Below are 20,388 nucleotides of genomic sequence, written 5' to 3'. Positions count from 1 at the left end.
GTATCATGCCGCTTCCGCTAATCTCGATAAGAGTGAACACCATGACTCAAACGTTTATCCCAGGCAAAGACGCCGCCCTGGAAGATTCCATCGCCCGTTTTCAACAACAGCTCCAGGACCTGGGGTTTAACATCGAAGAAGCGTCATGGCTGAACCCGGTGCCAAACGTCTGGTCTGTCCATATTCGAGACCGCGATTGCCCGCTTTGCTTCACTAACGGTAAAGGTGCCAGTAAGAAAGCGGCGCTGGCCTCTGCGTTAGGCGAGTATTTCGAGCGTCTGTCCACCAACTATTTCTTTGCTGACTTCTATCTCGGCAAAAACATCGCTAACGGCGATTTCGTTCATTACCCGAATGAAAAATGGTTCCCTATTCCAGAAGATGATGCATTGCCAGAAGGTATTCTGGATGCCCGTCTGCACCAGTTTTACGATCCTGAGCAGGAACTGAGCGCCAGCGATCTGATCGATCTGCAATCCGGCAATGCCGACAGAGGCATTTGCGCGCTGCCATTTACGCGTCAGTCCGATCAGCAAACCGTCTATATCCCGATGAACATCATCGGTAACCTGTACGTTTCTAACGGGATGTCCGCAGGTAACACCGCCAACGAGGCCCGCGTTCAGGGGCTGTCTGAAGTGTTTGAGCGCAGCATCAAGAACCGCATCATTGCCGAATCCATCAGCCTGCCAGAAATTCCGCAAGAGGTGCTGAACCGCTATCCTGGTGTGGTCGAAGCGATTGCAACGCTGGAAAAAGAAGGTTTCCCAATTTTCTCTTACGATGCCTCACTGGGCGGGAAATATCCGGTTATCTGCGTGGTGCTGTTTAACCCCGCTAACGGTACCTGTTTTGCCTCCTTCGGCGCACACCCTGACTTCGGCGTAGCGCTGGAGCGTACCGTTACCGAACTGCTGCAAGGTCGCGGCCTGAAAGATCTGGACGTGTTCACCCCGCCGACGTTCGATGATGAAGAAGTGGCCGAGCACGCCAATCTGGAAACCCACTTTATCGATTCCAGCGGTCTGATTTCCTGGGATACGTTCAAGAAAACAGCGGATTATGAATTTGCCGACTGGAGCTTTAAAGGATCGACGGAAGAAGAATTCGCTACATTGATGGCGATCTTCAAGCAGGAAGATAAAGAAGTCTACATTGCTGACTATGAGCATCTGGCCGTTTATGCCTGCCGCATCATCGTGCCGGGAATGTCGGACATCTACCCTGCTGACGATCTGTTGTTAGCCAATAACAGCATGGGCGCTCACCTGCGTGACACGCTGCTGGCGCTGCCTGACAGCAAGTGGGAACAAGAAGATTATCTTGCCCTGTTGCAGCAGTTGGACGACGAAGGGCTGGATGACTTCACCCGCATACGCGAGCTGCTTGGTATTGCCACTGGCAAAGATAATGGTTGGCTCACTCTGCGCGTTGGCGAATTGAAAGCCATGCTGGCTCTGGCTGGCGGCGATCTGGATCAGGCGCTGACCTGGACAGAGTGGACGCAGGATTTCAACGACTCTGTCTTTACGGCACAGCGCAGCAACTACTACCGTTGTCTGCAAACGCTGTTGTTACTGGCGCAAGAGCCTGATCGCGATCCGGCAGAATACTACGATGCCTTTACCAAAATGTACGGCAGTGAGACGGTCGATGCCGCCAGTGCCGCAGTTGCTGGCGAAGCGTGCTTCTATGGTCTGTTTGCCGTAGATGACACCTTTGCTTCTTTACCTGCGCACCAATCGCTGCTGGCCGCCTATGAAAAACTGCAACAGGCGAAACGTCGTTATTGGCAAGCAAAATAATGCCAGAGTGATGCCGTCAGCACGCATCTTATATTGATGAGTGCGTCCGAGTACAAATAGCAACCGACAAATAGCCCTTTATCTTAAAGGGCTATTTTATTGTCCAAAGGGCAACATTTATTATTCGTAATGCATAATCAGGACATTGTTATTGAATGGTGAATTTTTAATTAAATTACATCGACAAGGTGGTACTGAAATTCTACAAAACATGATTTTTATTAACGCTAAATCGGTAGGTTTAACGTATGCCATTCAACTCTTTTTGTAAAATTTAAAATATTTTTTCATTATAAAATTCAATAGATTAACCATAAAACCCCGGTATTCCACCCTCCCCACCAACCTGTTAATTTCTTGCAATATGATCCACGTCAAATTTTACCGTATACTGCTTTGTTAGTATCTCAACGCTGATAATTTTTAAGAGAGAGTTAGTGTGAAAGCTGACAACCCCTTTACTCTATTACTCCCGGCCGCGATGGCAAAAGTTGCTGAAGACGCCGGAGTCTATAAAGCTACCAAACAACCGTGTACGACGTTTTATTTAGCGATCACAGCGGGTGTGTTTATTTCGATCGCCTTCGTCTTTTATATTACGGCCACCACGGGAACCGCGACGATGCCTTTCGGTATCGCGAAATTGATCGGTGGTATCTGTTTCTCCCTTGGCCTCATGTTGGTGGTCGTTTGCGGTGCGGACTTGTTTACCTCAACCGTTCTCATCGTGATTGCCAAAGCCAGTGGACGTATTACCTGGAAGCAACTAGCCTGTAACTGGGCAAATGTCTATGTCGGCAACCTGATTGGCGCGCTTTTCTTCGTTGGGCTTATCTGGTTCTCGGGAGAGCATATGGTCGCAAACGGTGCGTGGGGGCTTAACGTCCTGCAAACAGCTGAACACAAACTTGAACACACGTTTGTTGAAGCGCTGTGTCTGGGGATTCTAGCCAACCTGCTAGTTTGTCTGGCCGTGTGGATGAGCTATTCCGGCCGTACGCTTACAGACAAAATGTTTGCCATGATTCTGCCTGTCGCCATGTTCGTTTCCAGCGGCTTTGAGCACAGTATCGCCAACATGTTCATGATTCCTATGGGCATCGTTATCAAAAATTTTGCGGCCCCGGAATTCTGGAATGCCATTGGCATGGTGCCGTCTCAGTTTGAACATTTAACCGTTAGCCACTTCATTACCGATAACCTGATTCCCGTCACCCTGGGGAACATCATCGGCGGCGGCGTAATGGTCGGTTTGACATATTGGGTAATTTATTTGCGCGGTGGAGACAAGCACCACTAAGGTGCAATCGGCCGCAACGTCGGGTTTTAAGAAATCCATATCAAAGGTAGGTGTAAAATGACCGAGCTGAATGAAAAATTGGCCAATGCATGGCAAGGCTTTAGCAAAGGTGAATGGCAGGATAACGTCAATGTTCGTGACTTTATCCAGAAAAACTACACGCCGTATGAAGGTGATGAGTCTTTCCTGGCTGGCGCAACCAAAGCGACCTCAGCGCTGTGGGACAGCGTCATGGAAGGCATCAAACAGGAAAACCGTACTCACGCGCCTGTTGATTTTGATACCAATGTTGCTGCAACTATCACGTCTCACGACGCGGGATACATCAACAAAGGTCTGGAAAAAATCGTTGGTCTGCAGACTGACGCTCCGCTGAAACGTGCGTTAATTCCGTTCGGCGGCATCAAAATGGTTGAAGGTTCATGCAAAGTTTACGGTCGTGAACTGGATCCTCAACTGAAAAAAATCTTTACCGAATACCGCAAAACGCACAACCAGGGCGTGTTTGATGTTTATACCCCAGACATCTTGCGTTGTCGTAAATCAGGCGTTCTGACAGGTCTGCCAGATGCCTACGGCCGTGGCCGTATCATCGGTGACTACCGTCGCGTTGCGCTGTACGGTATCGACTACCTGATGAAAGACAAGTTTGCTCAGTTCACGTCTCTGCAATCCAAACTGGAAAACGGCGAAGATCTGGAAGCAACAATCCGTCTGCGTGAAGAAATTGCCGATCAGCATCATGCACTGAGCCAAATTAAAGAAATGGCCGCTAAATATGGCTGTGACATTTCTGGCCCAGCTGCGACAGCTCAGGAAGCCGTGCAGTGGACTTATTTCGGTTACCTGGCTGCGGTGAAATCACAGAATGGTGCGGCAATGTCCTTCGGACGTGTCTCTACCTTCCTGGATATCTACCTTGAGCGCGACCTGGCAGCAGGCAAAATCACTGAAGATGAAGCTCAGGAAATGATTGACCACCTGGTCATGAAACTGCGTATGGTACGCTTCCTGCGTACGCCTGAGTATGATGAGCTGTTCTCTGGTGACCCAATCTGGGCAACCGAATCTCTGGCTGGTATGGGTCTGGATGGTCGTACACTGGTGAGCAAAACCAGCTTCCGCTTCCTGAACACCCTGTACACCATGGGGCCGTCTCCAGAGCCAAACATGACCATTCTGTGGTCTGAAAAACTGCCACAAAGCTTTAAAAACTATGCGGCTAAAGTCTCCATCGATACTTCTTCTCTGCAATACGAGAATGACGATCTGATGCGTCCTGACTTTAACAACGATGACTACGCTATTGCTTGTTGCGTAAGCCCAATGATCGTTGGCAAACAAATGCAGTTCTTCGGTGCTCGCGCAAACCTGGCGAAAACCATGCTGTATGCGATCAACGGCGGCGTGGACGAAAAACTGAAAATGCAGGTCGGTCCGAAATCAGAACCGATCAAAGGTGACGTTCTGAACTTCGACGAAGTGATGGAGCGTATGGATCACTTCATGGATTGGCTGGCTAAACAATACGTCACCTCCCTGAACATCATTCACTACATGCATGACAAATACAGCTACGAAGCGGCGCTGATGGCACTGCACGATCGTGACGTGTTCCGTACTATGGCGTGTGGTATCGCGGGTCTGTCTGTTGCCGCTGACTCCCTGTCTGCCATCAAGTATGCCAAAGTTAAACCTATTCGTGATGAAGATGGCTTGGCTATCGACTTTGATATCGAAGGCGAATATCCGCAATTCGGTAACAACGATGCTCGCGTAGATGAACTGGCTTGTGACCTGGTTGAACGTTTCATGAAGAAAATTCAGAAACTGAATACCTACCGTGGCGCAACACCAACGCAGTCTGTTCTTACCATCACCTCTAACGTGGTATATGGTAAGAAAACGGGTAACACGCCAGACGGTCGCCGTGCAGGTGCTCCGTTCGGACCAGGTGCTAACCCAATGCACGGTCGTGACCAGAAAGGCGCGGTTGCTTCTCTGACTTCTGTTGCCAAACTGCCGTTTGCTTACGCGAAAGATGGTATTTCTTATACCTTCTCCATCGTACCTAACGCGTTAGGTAAAGATGACAACGTGCGTAAAGCTAACCTTGCTGGCCTGATGGATGGTTACTTCCACCACGAAGCCAGTATCGAAGGCGGTCAGCACCTGAACGTTAACGTCATGAACCGTGAAATGCTGCTTGATGCGATGGAAAACCCGGAGAAATATCCGCAGTTGACTATCCGTGTATCTGGCTACGCAGTGCGTTTCAACTCACTGACGAAAGAACAGCAACAAGACGTCATCACCCGTACTTTCACCCAGTCAATGTAATTTCCATGACTGTCTGAAAAGGCGTAAAATAAAGGCTCCACGTCAGTGGGGCCTTTTTCTCACCCTCGCTTGTCGTTCAGATTGTTAGCCTGTTTTGCCAGCCCGCTATGTTGCTCCCTTCATGTGGATGGCTCGCAAAACAGATTCGACGCAGCATCTGTCACACGGTGTTCTTCTGTCAGAAATTCTTGTCAGAGCAGCATCTGCCTTCTTATGACTGCGCTCATAAAGACCGCTATTGTTCGGTCAAATTTGGAGAAAACCTCGCAATGTCACTTATCGGTCGCATCCACTCCTTTGAATCCTGTGGCACCGTCGATGGCCCAGGCATCCGTTTCATCATCTTCTTTCAAGGCTGCCTGATGCGCTGCCTGTATTGCCATAACCGTGATACCTGGGATACGCACGGCGGTAAGGAAGTAACGGTTGAAGAGCTCATGAAAGAAGTCGTGACCTACCGCCACTTTATGAATGCATCCGGCGGCGGCGTAACGGCATCCGGCGGCGAGGCTATTCTCCAGGCCGAATTTGTGCGCGACTGGTTCCGTGCCTGTAAGGCAGAAGGCATCAACACCTGTCTGGACACCAATGGTTTTGTGCGTCGTTACGACCCCGTCATTGACGAGCTATTGGACGTCAGCGATTTAGTGATGCTCGACCTGAAGCAAATGAATGACGACATACACCAGAATTTAGTGGGCGTATCCAATCACCGTACTCTGGATTTCGCTCGCTATTTAGCAAAGCGCAACCAACGTACCTGGATACGTTATGTGGTCGTTCCCGGCTGGTCTGACGATGATGCGTCCGCACACAAGCTGGGCGAATTCACCAAAGACATGACGAACATCGAGAAAATTGAGCTTCTCCCCTACCATGAGCTTGGCAAACACAAGTGGATTGCGATGGGTGAAGAGTACAAATTAGACGGCGTTAAACCGCCGAAGGCCGATACGATGGATCGCGTTAAATCGATTCTTGAAAGCTACGGTCACAAGGTCATGTACTAACTTCTGACGCTTTCTAGAAAAATAGCGCGCCGTGAGCGCGCTATTTTCATTTTGGCGGGTACACAATTTCTGCAATGTTAATACGCTGCGCTAAGCCAGATTTCCTGCTGCCTTAATTTTCACCTGTACCGCATTCCCCGGCAGATACGCCAATGGAATTTCCTGATAGTCGATGATTTCAACGCTGCCCGGCCTGGCACCCATCTCTTCTGCAAGACAAATGGTTTGCTGCTGCAATTCGTTTTTTATCTTTTCACGATCGCTATCCGGCATTTTAACCACACGTTCGATCTGTGCGCCCACCGCCCCTAACGCCACACCAACCGCATTGGCCGCATCAAAGTTCTGCGGACGCATCACCTGACTGACACCGGATAAAACATCAGGCAGTAAAATGCTGCCACCGCCCACAAGCACCGCGGGGATTGCTGCGCTTGACGATTTAATCCGATCGATAGCGCTTTCCACTTTCTCAATCATCTGACGATAAGCCTGCTGGCAAAATGCATTATCCAGCTTGGGTAGCGGACGAGGAAGATCCGCAATCCATCGTTCACGATGAAGTTGTAGCATGATATCGCTGAGCGTTAACGTCTCCCCGCCGAAACTGACGCTCTGTTCAAGCAGGCGATAGCCGACACTGTCAGGCCCAAGGGTAAGACTCCCATCCTGTGATTGCCGAACACAGGTTCCACCGCCAATGCCGATAGAAATAATATCCGGCATTCTGAAATTCGTCCGTACATCCCCGACTTCAACAGCAATTGCCGATTCACGCGGGAAGCCATTCACCAGCACGCCAATATCCGTTGTCGTGCCGCCAACATCGATAATCAACGCATTATCCAGCCCGGAAAGGTGGCATGCTCCGCGAATCGAGTTCGTTGGCCCGCAGGCCATCGTCAGAATAGGGTATTGCTTCACCATACTCTCGGACATCAATGTGCCATCGTTTTGCCCGAAGAATGGCGTAGCCTTGATACCGTGCCGAACTAACGCTTGCGTAAAGCCGTTAACAAAACGGTTCGCGGTGCTTTGCAACGATGCATTCAGGATTGTCGCGTTTTCCCTTTCCAGTAATCCTGTGCTGCCTATCCGGTGGGATAGCGACAGGGATACATCCGGTAATGCCGCATTCACCCACTGGGCAACCAGCAGTTCCTGCTCATTATTTACGGGAGAAAACACGCCACAGATAGCCACGCTATCGACATGCCCGCGCATCTTGTCACAAACCGCGAGTACTTCATCCCGCAGTACAGAGTGAATCTCTCGGCCATCAAACTCATAACCGCCATGAATCTGGTAGAAATGCTCGCCTAATGTCCTTTGCCATTCGTCATCCCAGCCACACAGCGGCGGGACGCTATCGCTACTTGGCAGACTCAGGCGCAATAATCCGACGCGATCCAGCCCTTTCCGCTCAACAATCGCATTGGTACATTGGGTTGTACCCAACATCGCATAGCGAATATGCTGCGGTGCGATGCCAGACTGCGCCAGTACCTCAGCAATCACCCGTTCGATGCCGCTGTAGATATCCATACTGGTAGGAAATTTGGCCGTCGCAATGCAGCGCAGGTTAGCATCTAAAATTGCCGCATCCGTGTTGGTGCCGCCGACATCAATCCCGAGTCGGTAATCATTTTTATGTAACATCGGGAAAGCCTCAGCGATTCGCAAGCAGTTCTATCGGTACATACTGCACCGGATAACCGAAATACTCCGGTCCCGCAACGTCAATCCCTTTTGGCGTTCGCCACTTGTCATTGCACGGATAGGCAATCACATCAACTCGCTGCCCATAACGTAAATGTTCCGTGATGATCGGACGTCCGGTTTCACTATCAACTATGGAGATTAAATCAGGCACAACGGCCAGCAGATTATCCTGCGTAGGTTCTGTTGTCTGTGAAGAACGATAAGCCAGCAGGAGCTCATTCTGGAAAAGCACCGTAAACGATTCGCCTTTGTCGCTCCCCAAGCCATCCAGCACCACTTTGCCCCGAGCAAAACCGCCCGTTGTGCGACGGGCTACATCAACAATTTTTCCTGATGCCACGATATGACCATTCAGCACAGTAAGCAGGGACTGCACTGGATGACTACCTGACTGATGAGCCTGACGCAGCATTCTTCCGATATCCTGCGCCAGCGTCAGCGTGCCTTTGATAGCGCTACGCTTAAGTTGACTACCGCGTAAGGGGTAATCGCACATCGCGCAAGCTGCGCCCATTTGTTCAACAATCGCGCGGGCCAACCGTTCCGACCACATACCATCTATGGGATTCAGAATGACGGCATTGCCCTTCTCATCTGCCAATGTATTCGGTGCGGAGGTTAAATCATCGAGGAAAAAAGTCACCATCTGCGCTTCGGGGAAGGCTCTCCCCATCGCATCGCAATCGATAACAGGCAGCCCTTTTGCGGCTGCAACAACTAAGGGTATTAGTGAATTGATGCCGCCGACTTCGATAGAAAAAGTCCCAGATGCTGATTCTGCGAGATAATTCTCCATTGTTTCAAATGCCAAGAGAATTTGCCGCGGTGAAATGATTTTTTCTACGGAAACCGTCGGCGCACCCATCGTACTGCACGGGATAAAGAGCTCGTTATCCTTTACGTCATCCAGATTGCACAACGTTACAGGCTTTCCATGGCGCAAAGCATTTTTCGCAATTAGCGACCCTAAATAAGGATCCCCACCGCCACCAGTGCCAAGGATTGACGCTCCCAGAGCGATATCATCTATCATTTCAAAATCAATATAGCGGACCATTACTTATCCAATAACCACTGAACAACCTAGGATTTAGAGAACGAATGGGCAGACTCTGCCAACTGCGGGAACATTTTCCGCATAGCGATATACATCACCAGGCTGATTATTATGCCATCCAATGTAGAAACGGATGTGATCGTAAACAAATCAAAGAAATCTGTAGCGGTTAATAAGCTTACAAAACTGCCGCATAACCATGCGATAGAGGCACAAATATTCAGTAAAGGTGGTTGTGATGCATCCTGCTTTAGGCGCGAGGAATCAAAAAAGTAATATTCAGCAAGGTAAACCCCTGCAATAGGGGAAATCAGAACACCGAGTAACGACAGAAACTGGGTGAAGTTATTAATCATCCCGTAATAGGCCAGAAACAGACCCGCAAATGCCATCAACACAACGAGTATTGGCCGAGATATTACTCTGATAACAACAGATAAACCTAATGAGGCGGAAATTAGATTAGAACTATTCGTCGTCCATTGCGCAAAAATTAAAATCACAATCGCTGAAATACCGAGTCCAATGCTAAAAAATATTTCGACTAAATCGTCGCTACCAACCATATGGGTCAATATGAGTGCAACAAGAATCGTAGCGCTGTTTCCCAGTAAGAACCCTAAGCCTGAGCCTAATATGGCATCTTTACGTGTTCTGGAATAGCGTGCAATATCAGGCGATACGATACTTGCTGCCACTATCCAGATAGAAACCACGTAAGAAATAGCACTTCCTAAACTTATCGGATTTTTAATGACAACTTCAGCAGGAGAAGAATGGCCGTTAGCGGCGAGAGATATTCCTGAAACGATGAGTATAAGCATTAGCGGGACACTTAATACGCTTAATTTCCCTAACGCCCTAACGCCCCAAATGGCCGTCAGTGCCATTAATATCATGCCGAAAAGCAGGATAAAAAAACGTCCAGGTTCAAATTGATAATGTAACAGTGCTTTTTGCAGCATCACGCCAAAGAAATCGAGTTGAAAGGCAAACCATCCAACCAGTGAAACAGCGGAGAATACGCCGATTACTTTCCCACCTAGTCGCCCAAAAACAGAGATACTCAGTAGCGTTGTTGATAGCCCACAGCCATAACCAACATTCGCACATAATGCAGCAAGAATACCCAGTAAGGCGGAGCCAATAAGTGTCGCACTGACAGCCTGAGAAAACGGCAATCCGCTACTTAGAAAAGATCCTAGAAACAAACCAGAAATGTCGATCCCTACGGCCAGCCATATTAAGGCAATGACATACCAACTTTTCCTTGCTTCGACAGGAACTTTTTCGTATTCGTAATCATAGATTTGCCGCTCCTGTTGTTCTTTTTCAGGTACAGCTTTCCCTTGAGACATATTTCCTCCATTAAATAAGCAGCAAATAATTATTGTATCGTTGTGATATTTTATAGAGGTTGCCTGGCGGCGTATAGAACAATGGTGCCGTCAGCAAGCTAACAACACCATTGTGCTTATGAGAGACCCTGATGTGACGCATAAAACCACACTTTTTGTGGTAACCACATCAGTGATGTGGCGTAACAACACGATAAATGGGTTTCATATCGATTAATACAGATATATTTTGATGTTAACATTCAGATATGTGATGTATGCGAAGGACATGCTATGCGCTTAGATAAACTGGAGATTCGCTGGTTAAAACTTTTCTGTAAAATTGTTGAAAAACAAGGGATTACTAATGCACAAGCCGCAACAGGCTTAAGCCAGCCCGTACTCAGTCACTACTTGTCTCGCCTTGAGGATACACTCGGGCTTGTCTTGTGTGAACGTGGACGTGGTGGTTTTGCCTTAACAACCGAAGGTGAGGTTGTCTACCAGGAAGCAAAATCTGTCATTTCCACACTTGATGACTTTGCTAACAGACTAGCCCGTATCAAGCATCAGTTGATAGGTAAAGTCAAATTAGGCTGTCTGGATAACATTGCAACCCACCCCAATAATGTTGTATCTCAGGCGATAACCCAGCTTTATGCCCAAAGTCCGGAAGTTAATGTCGAACTTGAAATTATGGAATACCTTCCACTCATGGAGCGGTTAAAAAACGGACATCTCGACATTGTTCTCAGTGCCCTGCCCGATGATATTCCCTCAGACATTTTTTATGAGCCTGTATTCGTTGAACACAGTTACTTTTATTCACTAGCAGAAAATGCTGAAATTATAGAACGTGAATGGATCAATGGTGAATTAAATCCTCGTCGACTGCTAATCGGTGGACACGCCTTCAACGAAATATCTAAACAGTTAGGTCCTGTATCAAAGCAAGGTTTCCACCAAACGGCCTGGCATCTTGAGGGAAGCCTACTGCTTCTGCTGGCAGGAACCCATATTGGTTTTCTTCCCGATCATTATGCCAACACCTGGGTTGAAAAAGGAAAGCTTGCTGCGGTCGCTCCAGACCGTTTAAAGCTCACCAGCATATTTTATCTGGTGCGAAACGCGAAACAGCGCCTTAGCCCAGTAGCTGAAGCGCTGTGGAATAATATGGTAGAAGCTGGACAAAGTTCGCTGGCCAGCCTCGATGCCGCTAGCTCAAGCAGCAGCTAATGGCGTTGGGTGGTGATCGGCCTTTCTGAGCAACAGCATCAGGTAGATCATGGCAACAACAGCGATCAGAACAAACAGCAATCGATCGGAGTAGTTCTGCATCAGCACCGCAGCAACGCTTGGACCGCAAAGACTGCCAAGCGTATAGCTGAGGAGCAGCGCCTGATTCATCGCGACCAGTTCGTCAGGGCGCACTTTTTCACATGCCCAAGACATAGCAACGGGATACAGCGTAAACCCTGCACATCCCAGCAGGAATAGCGATGGTGCCATGGCATAGTGGCTAATACTTAGCATGGCAATACAGCCAATAATCACCACAAAGACTAATACCCGCAGAACCAGCAATCGGCCATAACGATCGGCCATACGTCCAACAGGCCATTGACCGATAATCCCAGAGCTGATCAACAGCGCCATCCAGTATCCAACCTGCGCATCATTCATCCCCTGATGAGAGAGGTACAGCGGCATTAGGCCATACAGCGATCCTAAAATTGCGCCGGAAATAATACAGCCATGAACGCCTAAACGGGCACTGCGATACGTCAGCATTTTCCACATATTGATATGCTTTTCTTGCTGCTCTGGCGGTGTAGGAAGACGAGTAAACAGCAGTGGTAATACGGCCAAAGTCACTAGCGCAACCATCCACGGCAGCACGCCCAGCAACGCAGCTGGCAATACGCCAAGCAGAAGTTGTCCAATCACGCTACCGAGATAATAAGCGATCATATAAGCAGCCAGCAGTTGCCCTCTCTGCGTTGGCGTTCCGCTGCATAACAAGGCGCTTTCAACCACGACCCAGATTAACGCACAGCCGATTCCGGCAAGGAAACGCCAGAACAGCCAGCTGCCGATATCCGCAGAAATACCGAGGCCAACGATCGCAATGCCAAACAATAAAGCCGCGAAATAATAGCTACGGTTAAATCCATAAAGTTTGATTAACTTACCAGCTAATAACGTGCCAACGAGATTGCCGCCGAAGTAGGATGACCCAACAAGGCCAACCTGCCAGACAGGAAGAGATTGATAACTCAGCCACAGTGGTACCAGGGTATTTAATACCGCAATACAAACTGTCAGCAGCAAAAGTCCGCAGAGCAATAACAGCACTGGGCGGGAATAAGCAGACATAGCGAAGTGGATAACCAAACAACCGGAGAAGAGTGAGCGCATCATGCCACTGCGTATATAAAAGTCAATCCGGGCAAAAAGTGCTAAAAGTCCTTTCTCAAATGATGGATTGAAAGTATTCATCAACGTCCATAGGAAGGCCGTCACGCTTAAAAAAAAGGACACTGCTATTTCACTGATTTTAAATCAGTTTTAACTTAAAAATTAAGTGATACGAGTTGATACGCTACTTTTACGATGAAAAAATATTACCGACGCTATGGCATAAAAAAAGCGCCCTTAGGCGCTTGATTCAGGTAACTGCGATTAGCCAATAAATTCCAGCCCGCCCATATACGGACGCAGCACTTCAGGAACTTCAATACGGCCATCAGCCTGCTGGTAGTTTTCCAGAACGGCAACCAGTGTACGACCGACTGCCAGACCAGAACCGTTCAGCGTATGAACCAGTCGAGTCTTCTTATCGGACTTACTGCGGCAGCGAGCCTGCATACGGCGCGCCTGGAAATCCCACATGTTTGAGCAGGAAGAGATTTCACGGTAGGTATCCTGCGCCGGCAACCAGACTTCCAGATCGTAAGTTTTGGTGGAGCCAAAGCCCATATCACCCGTACACAGCAAGACCTTACGATAAGGTAATTGCAGCAGTTGCAGTACGGTTTCAGCGTGAGTCGTCAATTCTTCCAACGCCTGCATGGAATCTTCAGGACGGACGATTTGTACCAGTTCAACCTTGTCAAACTGGTGCATACGAATCAACCCACGCGTATCACGACCATACGAGCCAGCTTCTGAACGGAAGCACGGCGTGTGTGCAGTCATTTTCAACGGTAAGGATTCTTCATCAAGAATCTCGTCACGCACCAGATTGGTCAACGGAACTTCAGCCGTCGGAATCAGCGCATAGCTGCTGCTTTCTGCCTCTTCGCTCAACGGAGTGGTATGAAACAGGTCTTCACCAAACTTAGGCAGTTGGCCTGTACCGTATAGCGTGGCGTGGTTGACCAGATAAGGGACATACGCTTCCTGATAGCCATGCTGCTGTGTGTGCAAATCCAGCATGAACTGGGCAAGCGCACGGTGCAGACGGGCAATCTGTCCTTTCATCACAACAAAACGTGCACCGGTTAATTTCACCGCAGCGGCAAAATCCAGCCCGGCAGCCATCTCTCCGAGTTCAACATGATCGCGTACGGGGAAATCGTACTTACGTGGCTCACCCCAGCGAGTCACTTCCTGATTCTGCGTGTCATCTTTTCCAAGCGGCACAGAGTCGTCCGGCAGGTTCGGGATCGTTAACGCCAGATCGCGAATGTCATTCTGCAACTGATCCAGCTCGGCTTTCGCGGCATCCAGTTTTTCGCCTAATGTGTTAACTTCACGACGCAAAGGCTCGATATCTTCACCGCGTGCTTTCGCTCCACCAATCTCTTTCGATCGGGAGTTACGCTCTGCCTGCAGGTTTTCGGTTTCTACCTGCAATACTTTACGACGTTCTTCCTGCTTACGCAGGGTCTCAACATCCAGCTTAAAGCCTCTGCGAGCCAGTAACTTTTCGGCAACTGCGTCTAGCTCATTACGCAGTAAATTGGGATCGAGCATGCTAATCCTGTGCTTATGATTATCAGATGAAATAGTGGCGTACACGGCGCGCTACGCGGCCGGTTTCAGAAAATACCGTAATAACCTTACCGCAACGCTTAGTTCAACGGTAGCGTTTTGTCGGGCTATTTTGATCCTGAGTGGCAAGCCAGGCGAGCTTTTCACCAATTTTGCCCTCAAGGCCGCGTGAGGTCGGTGCGTAATAGTGCGTATCGGCCATTTCCGGCGGAAAATAGCTCTCGCCGGCGGCGTAGGCATTGGGTTCATTGTGCGCGTAGCGATATTCTGCGCCGAGCCCCATTTCTTTCATTAACCGGGTAGGCGCATTGCGCAAATGCTCGGGAACATCATAGTCTGGCTTCTCGCGCGCATCCTGCATCGCGGCTTTAAACGCGCTATACACAGCGTTACTTTTAGGGGCACAGGCCAGATAAACAATCGCCTGAGCAATGGCGCGCTCCCCTTCTGCTGGGCCGACACGAGTGAAGCAATCCCAGGCGGAGATAGCCACCTGCATCGCACGCGGGTCTGCATTGCCGACATCTTCCGACGCGATCGCCAACAGCCGTCGGGCAACATACAGCGGATCGCCACCGGCAGTAATGATTCTGGCGTACCAATAAAGCGCCGCGTCCGGTGAGGAGCCTCTTACCGATTTATGCAACGCAGAAATCAGGTCGTAATAGCGGTCACCTTTGTTATCAAAACGGGCACTACGCTCGCCAGCGATTTCGTTGAGGAGTGCTGGCGTCAGAACACGCATGCCCTGCGCGTCGATTTCCGCCATGTCGGCCATCATTTCCAGACTATTCAGCGCACGTCTGGCATCACCATTGACCAATTCGGCCAGCATTCGCGCGGTGTCGGCAGGCAGAACAATATTCTGTCCGCCATATCCTCGCTCGCTGTCGCTCATGGCCTGCAGCAAGACCTGTTCGATATCTTCCGCCGTCAGCGCTTTTAGCAAATAGACGCGGGCGCGAGATAACAATGCAGAGTTGAGTTCGAAAGAGGGATTTTCGGTTGTTGCGCCAATGAAGGTGATCGTTCCATCTTCGATATGTGGCAGAAACGCATCCTGCTGACTTTTGTTGAAACGATGGACTTCATCGACAAACAAAATAGTGCGGCGCCCCGCATTGCGATTTTGTCGGGCACGCTCAATCGCTTCGCGAATTTCTTTAATGCCGGACGTCACGGCAGAAATACGTTCAACATCAGCCTGCCCGTAATGCCCAATCAGTTCTGCCAGCGTGGTTTTTCCCGTTCCTGGCGGCCCCCAGAGAATCATCGAGTGCAACTGCCCTGCCTCAATGGCTCGTGGCAGAGGCTTACCGGCCCCTAACAGGTGCTGTTGGCCGATATACTGTGCCAATGTCGCTGGCCGCATACGCGCGGCCAGCGGTTGGAATTCATTATGGGAAAAATCAAGTGACAGGTTGCTCACTTTGGCCTCACTGACGCTGGTCATCCAGCGTGACGCCTTTCGGCGGTGTGAACGTGAATTGCGCGGCATCAACAGCGCCGTTTTGCTGGTTTTTCAGCACATAAGTGCTTCGCTGCCCATCTTGTTCCGTCGCGGTAAACTGCTTGATTGTGCCGCTTGTCGTCACGTTAATCGCGAACTGCTTCAGATTACCGCTCGCTGATTTCGGCGTAAGCTCAAAATCATCGCCTTTCTGGCGCACATCGTATTTATTCCAGTCGCTGGTGTCGTTACGCGTGATCAGAATGAACGGCGTATTGCCTGTTGCATCTTTCAACCAGGTTGCCGTGACTTGTTCAACAAACGGATTGTAGAACCAAAGCGTTTTACCGTCAGAAATCAACGCACTTTCGTCAGGTGATGTGGTTTTCCAGTTAAATAGGTTAGGACGTTTCAACCACAGTTCGCCTTCCCCTTCCTGCACCGCTGCGCCATCGGCGCTGGTGACTTTCTGGCTGAAATTGGCGTGGAAACTGTTTACTTTATTGAGGCGACCCTGCAAATCTTTTGCCGCGTCCGCATAGACAGCGGTTGAGGTAACACCTGCAATCAGGCAACTGATAGCTAACCACTTTTTCATACGCATAATCCTTTGAATTTCTTAATATAACAAATCTTCATCTATCGAGGTCAGACGCTTTGCACAGCGCCTATGTTCTTTACAGATCGGTGTTATTCGTCGAGCTACGTTATCTATAGATCTATGTTATCTGAACCCACTCGGACGGTGATAGGTGAATTATCTGCTTATTGCCGCTTTTACGCTTCTTTGCATAAGGGCTGCTCGCGCAGCCCTTATCATGGTGTGACGTCAATCAGTACAGCATGCTTATTCCATCGATGGCGGTGCCAATACCTCGCGGTTACCGTTGTGTCCTGGAGAGCTGACAATACCCTGCGCCTCCATTTGCTCAACAATTCGCGCGGCGCGGTTATAGCCGATTCGGAACTGACGCTGTACGCCCGAGATTGATGCACGACGCTTATCGACGACAAACTCTACCGCCTGATCGAACAGCGGATCGAGTTCTTCATCGCCATCAAGACCGAGGCTTCCGCCTTCAGCATCGTCGCCACCGCTGACAATATTATCGATATATTGAGGGCGACCGCGTGCTTTCCAATCCTGAACGACGGCGTGAACTTCCTCATCACGCACAAAAGCGCCATGAACGCGGACAGGTATCGAGGAGTTAGGTGCCATATACAGCATATCCCCCATCCCCAATAGCGACTCCGCACCACCTTGATCGAGGATAGTCCGTGAGTCGATTTTGCTGGAAACGGTAAACGCAATACGTGTCGGAATGTTTGCTTTGATCAATCCGGTGATGACATCAACCGAAGGACGCTGCGTTGCCAGCACCAAGTGAATCCCCGCAGCACGCGCTTTTTGCGCTAGTCGGGCAATCAGTTCTTCAACTTTCTTACCCACCGCCATCATCAGGTCAGCAAATTCATCGACCATCACGACAATATACGGCAGTTTTTCCAGCACTGGCGGTGTCATATCCATACTGTCGCCCGGCTTCCAGAACGGATCGGGAATCGGACGCCCCATTGCATTTGCCGTCATCACCCGTTCGTTGTATCCCGCAAGATTACGTACGCCAAGCGCTGACATCAGCTTGTAACGGCGTTCCATTTCACCGACACACCAGCGTAGCGCATTGGCCGCATCCTTCATGTCGGTCACGACTTCCGTCAACAAATGTGGAATGCCTTCGTACACCGAGAGTTCCAGCATTTTCGGGTCGATCATGATAAAGCGTACGTCTTCCGGCGTGGCTTTATACAACATACTGATGATCATGGCGTTGACGCCGACCGATTTACCCGACCCTGTTGTACCCGCAACCAGCAGGTGTGGCATTTTCGCTAAATCGGCAACGACAGGTTCGCCCGCAATATCTTTACCCAGCACAATCGACAGCGGCGATGGATTATCCCGGAACTGATCGCAGTCCAGAACTTCTCGCAGGTAAACCGTCTGGCGATGCGCATTCGGCAACTCCAGTCCGACGTATGGTCGGCCGGGGATAACTTCAACAATACGCACCGCGACAACCGACAGTGAACGTGCCAAATCGCGCGATAAATTCGAGATACGTGCCGCTTTAACGCCCGGTGCCAGATCCAATTCAAACCGTGTGATCACCGGCCCAGGAGAGTGATCGACCACATCAGCTTTTACCCGGAAATCAGCCAGACGCGCTTCAATCAGTCGCGCCGTCTGTTCCAGTGCAAAATTATCAACAGGGGCTTCGCTAGCCGGCGGTGGCGTCAACAAATCCAACGTTGGCAGCGGCGTAGTCGGCTTCTGTAGCGGTTGTTCATTACGCATCAGGAACGGGTGAATCAAGCCATCCATTGCCGGATGATGCGTTGGTGTTGCCACAGTTTCCTGTTTCGCAGCCTCAACAGGCGCTGACGTCGGCTCCATTGGCTGCATTGGCTGACTAAATGCCAACGGGTTGCGATCATCGTCGTCGTCCTCATCTTCACCAGCATGCATCGACGGAAGCTCTGGCTCGGTGTTATAGGACGGCTGCGAATAAGCAGACTCACTGAACGTATGCGGTTCAGGTTCGCGCTCATTCTCTGCACTAAACGGCGAGAATGAAAAAGCGTTATGCGATGTGACAGGATTTGGCTGAACGGGCTCACTGACCGCAGGCGGTGCGATCGGAGCAGGGATTTCCTCATCGCGCTGCAACGCACTGTCGTCATAACGTGACTGCTGCTGCGCTGCGAAATCTCTGGCTAGCTGCGCTTGCAGAAGCGCGTCTTCATCGTCTTCTTGCAGTGGGTATTCATCACCATAACGCTGACGTTGCTGATCCAGATACGCTTGCTGCAATACCGCTTCCTGCTGGGCGATGTCATCCGGTGTCTCTTCCTGATACACGTCGTTCGCCAATTCTGCTTCTGCGCTACCGTTCTGCGCCTGCAGCCTTGCTTGTTCTTCAGCCAATCGCTGCGACGGCAGTTTGATTCCGTATGACGCCAGCTCGCGGCGAGTAGGAATGCGTACCGGGTTAGGACGCGGCAGTTCAGGCCCTACGCCGCGTTTAATCTGCGGATTATCATCGCCATCGGCACTGAACGCAGGCATAAACGTGCTGTTCGTATTGAAATCCGTATCGCGTGCAGGTTGTGGCGGCTCAGCAAACGGTTGAACCACAGGTGCCGTGACAATCGGCGGTACAGCACTCTCTCCGTAACTATTTCCGTAAGGTGCATACACACTGCTATGGAGTTCAGGCGAGGTTGCGATCTCTGGCATTGTCGCTGGCGTTTCAGGGACTTCAAACGAATATAGCGGTGGATTTAGCGACGGCGTCGAATCAATCGCAGAGGGGGAAACGGGTGGCACCATGCCAGACGATGAAGCAGAGAAGACTGATTCTGGTAATGCTGAATCAGACACTGCCACATCAGACGATGTTGACCCTGCCACTGGCGTTTCTGCAGAGAGTACCGGTTGTGTCGCTGTCGGTGCGTTCTCAGCTAACGGCGATGACACTTCTGTTTTATTTTCTGCCGCCGTGTCGTTTACCGCATCAGCAACGGAAGATGCAGAAAACAGAACGTCATCGTCATCACGCTGTTGTGTTATTTCCTCGCCCGACGCTTCATCGTGGCGCAGATTAAGCACATCGCGCTCATCCTCTTCACGATCGTTTTCTTCACGATAGTCCTCGTCGCGGCGCGAACGGTTTGACATAAACGTCAGACAGCCCAACACACCTGCGCCAATTTTTTCAGCAATCGTCAACCATGACCAGCCGGTAAACAGCGTTAACCCTGCCCCCCACACGCACAGCAGAATCAGCGTTGCACCCATGCTATTGAAACGTGGGATCATTGAGCTGCTCAACAGGCTTCCCAAAACACCACCGGAAGCAAAATAGTAGAGATCGTCAATATTCAACGCAGCCAAACCGCAAGAGGTCAGGATCAGCGCCAATGTCCCAATCAGGCGAAGTGAAAAGGTAAAATATTCAATAGATTGTTGGTTATCACGCTGACGGAAAGCCGCCCAGCACAGGGATAACATGATCGGTGGAATGGCATAGGCCAGAACGCCAAAAATGAAGAACAGCGTATCCGCCAGCCAGGCACCCGCCACACCACCAAAGTTGTGGATAGGCTCATGCCACGCAGTTTGTGACCAACTAGGATCGGAGGGGCTGAAACTGAGTAGTGCGACACCGAGATAAACCGCAAAAAGTGCCACAACGATTAAAATCGCTTCGAGCAAGCGACGCGTTCCGCTGAGTTTCTTCAGGGTAACGTCTTTGTCTTCTGTATATTCCTGGCTCAAGAGTCTCTCCAGGGGCCTGTAAGGTT

13 protein-coding genes are annotated in these 20,388 nt (G+C 50.0%); 5 read left to right on the top strand and 8 right to left on the bottom strand.

All coding sequences use genetic code 11. The annotated features are described in order from the left end of the window. Positions 1-41 precede the first annotated feature (41 nt). The 4 genes from ycaO (at position 42) to pflA (ending at position 6,455) form a co-directional block, all read left to right on the top strand. On the top strand, positions 42-1,805 hold the full coding sequence (gene ycaO, locus BJJ97_RS14165; protein ID WP_095994353.1) for a 30S ribosomal protein S12 methylthiotransferase accessory factor YcaO: 1,764 nt from the start codon (positions 42-44) through the stop codon (positions 1,803-1,805). Positions 1,806-2,244: 439 nt separating this feature from the next. Continuing rightward, entirely contained in the window at positions 2,245-3,105 is an 861-nt protein-coding gene (gene focA / locus BJJ97_RS14160; protein ID WP_039481374.1) for a formate transporter FocA, read from the top strand. 57 nt (positions 3,106-3,162) lie between these two features. Next, positions 3,163-5,445: a formate C-acetyltransferase gene (gene pflB / locus BJJ97_RS14155; protein WP_095699232.1), complete on the top strand. Its 2,283-nt coding sequence runs from the start codon at positions 3,163-3,165 to the stop codon at positions 5,443-5,445. Between the two features lie 269 nt (positions 5,446-5,714). Next, a complete protein-coding gene (gene pflA / locus BJJ97_RS14150; RefSeq protein ID WP_010277183.1) occupies positions 5,715-6,455 on the top strand; it encodes a pyruvate formate lyase 1-activating protein in 741 nt (246 codons plus the stop codon). A 90-nt stretch (positions 6,456-6,545) separates the two neighbouring features. Here the strand turns inward: pflA and BJJ97_RS14145 are convergent, their stop codons facing one another. Genes BJJ97_RS14145 through BJJ97_RS14135 form a run of 3 tightly spaced genes read right to left on the bottom strand, consistent with a single transcriptional unit; the run spans position 6,546 to position 10,592 of the window. Further along, on the bottom strand, positions 6,546-8,114 hold the full coding sequence (locus BJJ97_RS14145) for a hydantoinase/oxoprolinase N-terminal domain-containing protein (RefSeq protein WP_095994352.1): 1,569 nt from the start codon (positions 8,112-8,114) through the stop codon (positions 6,546-6,548). A 10-nt stretch (positions 8,115-8,124) separates the two neighbouring features. Further along, positions 8,125-9,234, bottom strand: a complete 1,110-nt coding sequence (locus BJJ97_RS14140) for a DUF917 domain-containing protein (RefSeq protein WP_095699230.1) — start codon at positions 9,232-9,234, stop codon at positions 8,125-8,127. 26 nt (positions 9,235-9,260) lie between these two features. Then, entirely contained in the window at positions 9,261-10,592 is a 1,332-nt protein-coding gene (locus tag BJJ97_RS14135) for a cytosine permease (protein WP_095994351.1), read from the bottom strand. A 273-nt stretch (positions 10,593-10,865) separates the two neighbouring features. Here BJJ97_RS14135 and BJJ97_RS14130 point away from each other — a divergent pair, with 273 nt between their 5' ends. Further along, on the top strand, positions 10,866-11,807 hold the full coding sequence (locus BJJ97_RS14130; RefSeq protein ID WP_095994350.1) for a LysR family transcriptional regulator: 942 nt from the start codon (positions 10,866-10,868) through the stop codon (positions 11,805-11,807). Here BJJ97_RS14130 and BJJ97_RS14125 read toward each other — a convergent pair. The 5 genes from BJJ97_RS14125 to BJJ97_RS14105 form a co-directional block, all read right to left on the bottom strand. Beyond that, on the bottom strand, positions 11,793-12,947 hold the full coding sequence (locus BJJ97_RS14125) for an MFS transporter (protein ID WP_095994349.1): 1,155 nt from the start codon (positions 12,945-12,947) through the stop codon (positions 11,793-11,795). The two genes, BJJ97_RS14130 and BJJ97_RS14125, sit on opposite strands and share 15 nt — an antisense overlap. A 306-nt stretch (positions 12,948-13,253) precedes the next feature. Continuing rightward, on the bottom strand, positions 13,254-14,549 hold the full coding sequence (gene serS / locus BJJ97_RS14120; protein ID WP_095994348.1) for a serine--tRNA ligase: 1,296 nt from the start codon (positions 14,547-14,549) through the stop codon (positions 13,254-13,256). Between the two features lie 103 nt (positions 14,550-14,652). Beyond that, complete coding sequence (locus tag BJJ97_RS14115) at positions 14,653-15,996, bottom strand: replication-associated recombination protein A (RefSeq protein WP_095701894.1); 1,344 nt, start codon at positions 15,994-15,996, stop codon at positions 14,653-14,655. Positions 15,997-16,003: 7 nt separating this feature from the next. Next, positions 16,004-16,615 carry an outer membrane lipoprotein chaperone LolA gene (lolA, locus tag BJJ97_RS14110; protein ID WP_095699227.1) on the bottom strand — a complete coding sequence of 204 codons (612 nt, stop codon included), beginning with the start codon at positions 16,613-16,615 and terminating at the stop codon, positions 16,004-16,006. Between the two features lie 249 nt (positions 16,616-16,864). Then, entirely contained in the window at positions 16,865-20,362 is a 3,498-nt protein-coding gene (locus BJJ97_RS14105) for a DNA translocase FtsK 4TM domain-containing protein (RefSeq protein ID WP_095994347.1), read from the bottom strand. Positions 20,363-20,388 lie beyond the last annotated feature (26 nt).

It is taken from the genome of Pectobacterium polaris, from assembly GCF_002307355.1.
GTDB lineage: Bacteria > Pseudomonadota > Gammaproteobacteria > Enterobacterales > Enterobacteriaceae > Pectobacterium > Pectobacterium polare.
The sequence above is the reverse complement of the archived record's forward strand: the minus strand, read 5'-3'. Positions and strand labels throughout refer to the sequence as shown.

Excerpts from the sequence above, each read along its gene's own strand:
- BJJ97_RS14135 (WP_095994351.1), bottom strand. The coding sequence starts at position 10,592 with ATGTCTCAAGGGAAAGCTGTACCTGAAAAAGAACAACAGGAGCGGCAA.
- lolA (WP_095699227.1), bottom strand. The coding sequence starts at position 16,615 with ATGAAAAAGTGGTTAGCTATCAGTTGCCTGATTGCAGGTGTTACCTCA.
- BJJ97_RS14145 (WP_095994352.1), bottom strand. The coding sequence starts at position 8,114 with ATGTTACATAAAAATGATTACCGACTCGGGATTGATGTCGGCGGCACC.
- BJJ97_RS14125 (WP_095994349.1), bottom strand. The coding sequence starts at position 12,947 with ATGTCTGCTTATTCCCGCCCAGTGCTGTTATTGCTCTGCGGACTTTTG.
- ycaO (WP_095994353.1), top strand. The coding sequence starts at position 42 with ATGACTCAAACGTTTATCCCAGGCAAAGACGCCGCCCTGGAAGATTCC.
- BJJ97_RS14140 (WP_095699230.1), bottom strand. The coding sequence starts at position 9,234 with ATGGTCCGCTATATTGATTTTGAAATGATAGATGATATCGCTCTGGGA.
- serS (WP_095994348.1), bottom strand. The coding sequence starts at position 14,549 with ATGCTCGATCCCAATTTACTGCGTAATGAGCTAGACGCAGTTGCCGAA.
- pflA (WP_010277183.1), top strand. The coding sequence starts at position 5,715 with ATGTCACTTATCGGTCGCATCCACTCCTTTGAATCCTGTGGCACCGTC.
- BJJ97_RS14130 (WP_095994350.1), top strand. The coding sequence starts at position 10,866 with ATGCGCTTAGATAAACTGGAGATTCGCTGGTTAAAACTTTTCTGTAAA.
- pflB (WP_095699232.1), top strand. The coding sequence starts at position 3,163 with ATGACCGAGCTGAATGAAAAATTGGCCAATGCATGGCAAGGCTTTAGC.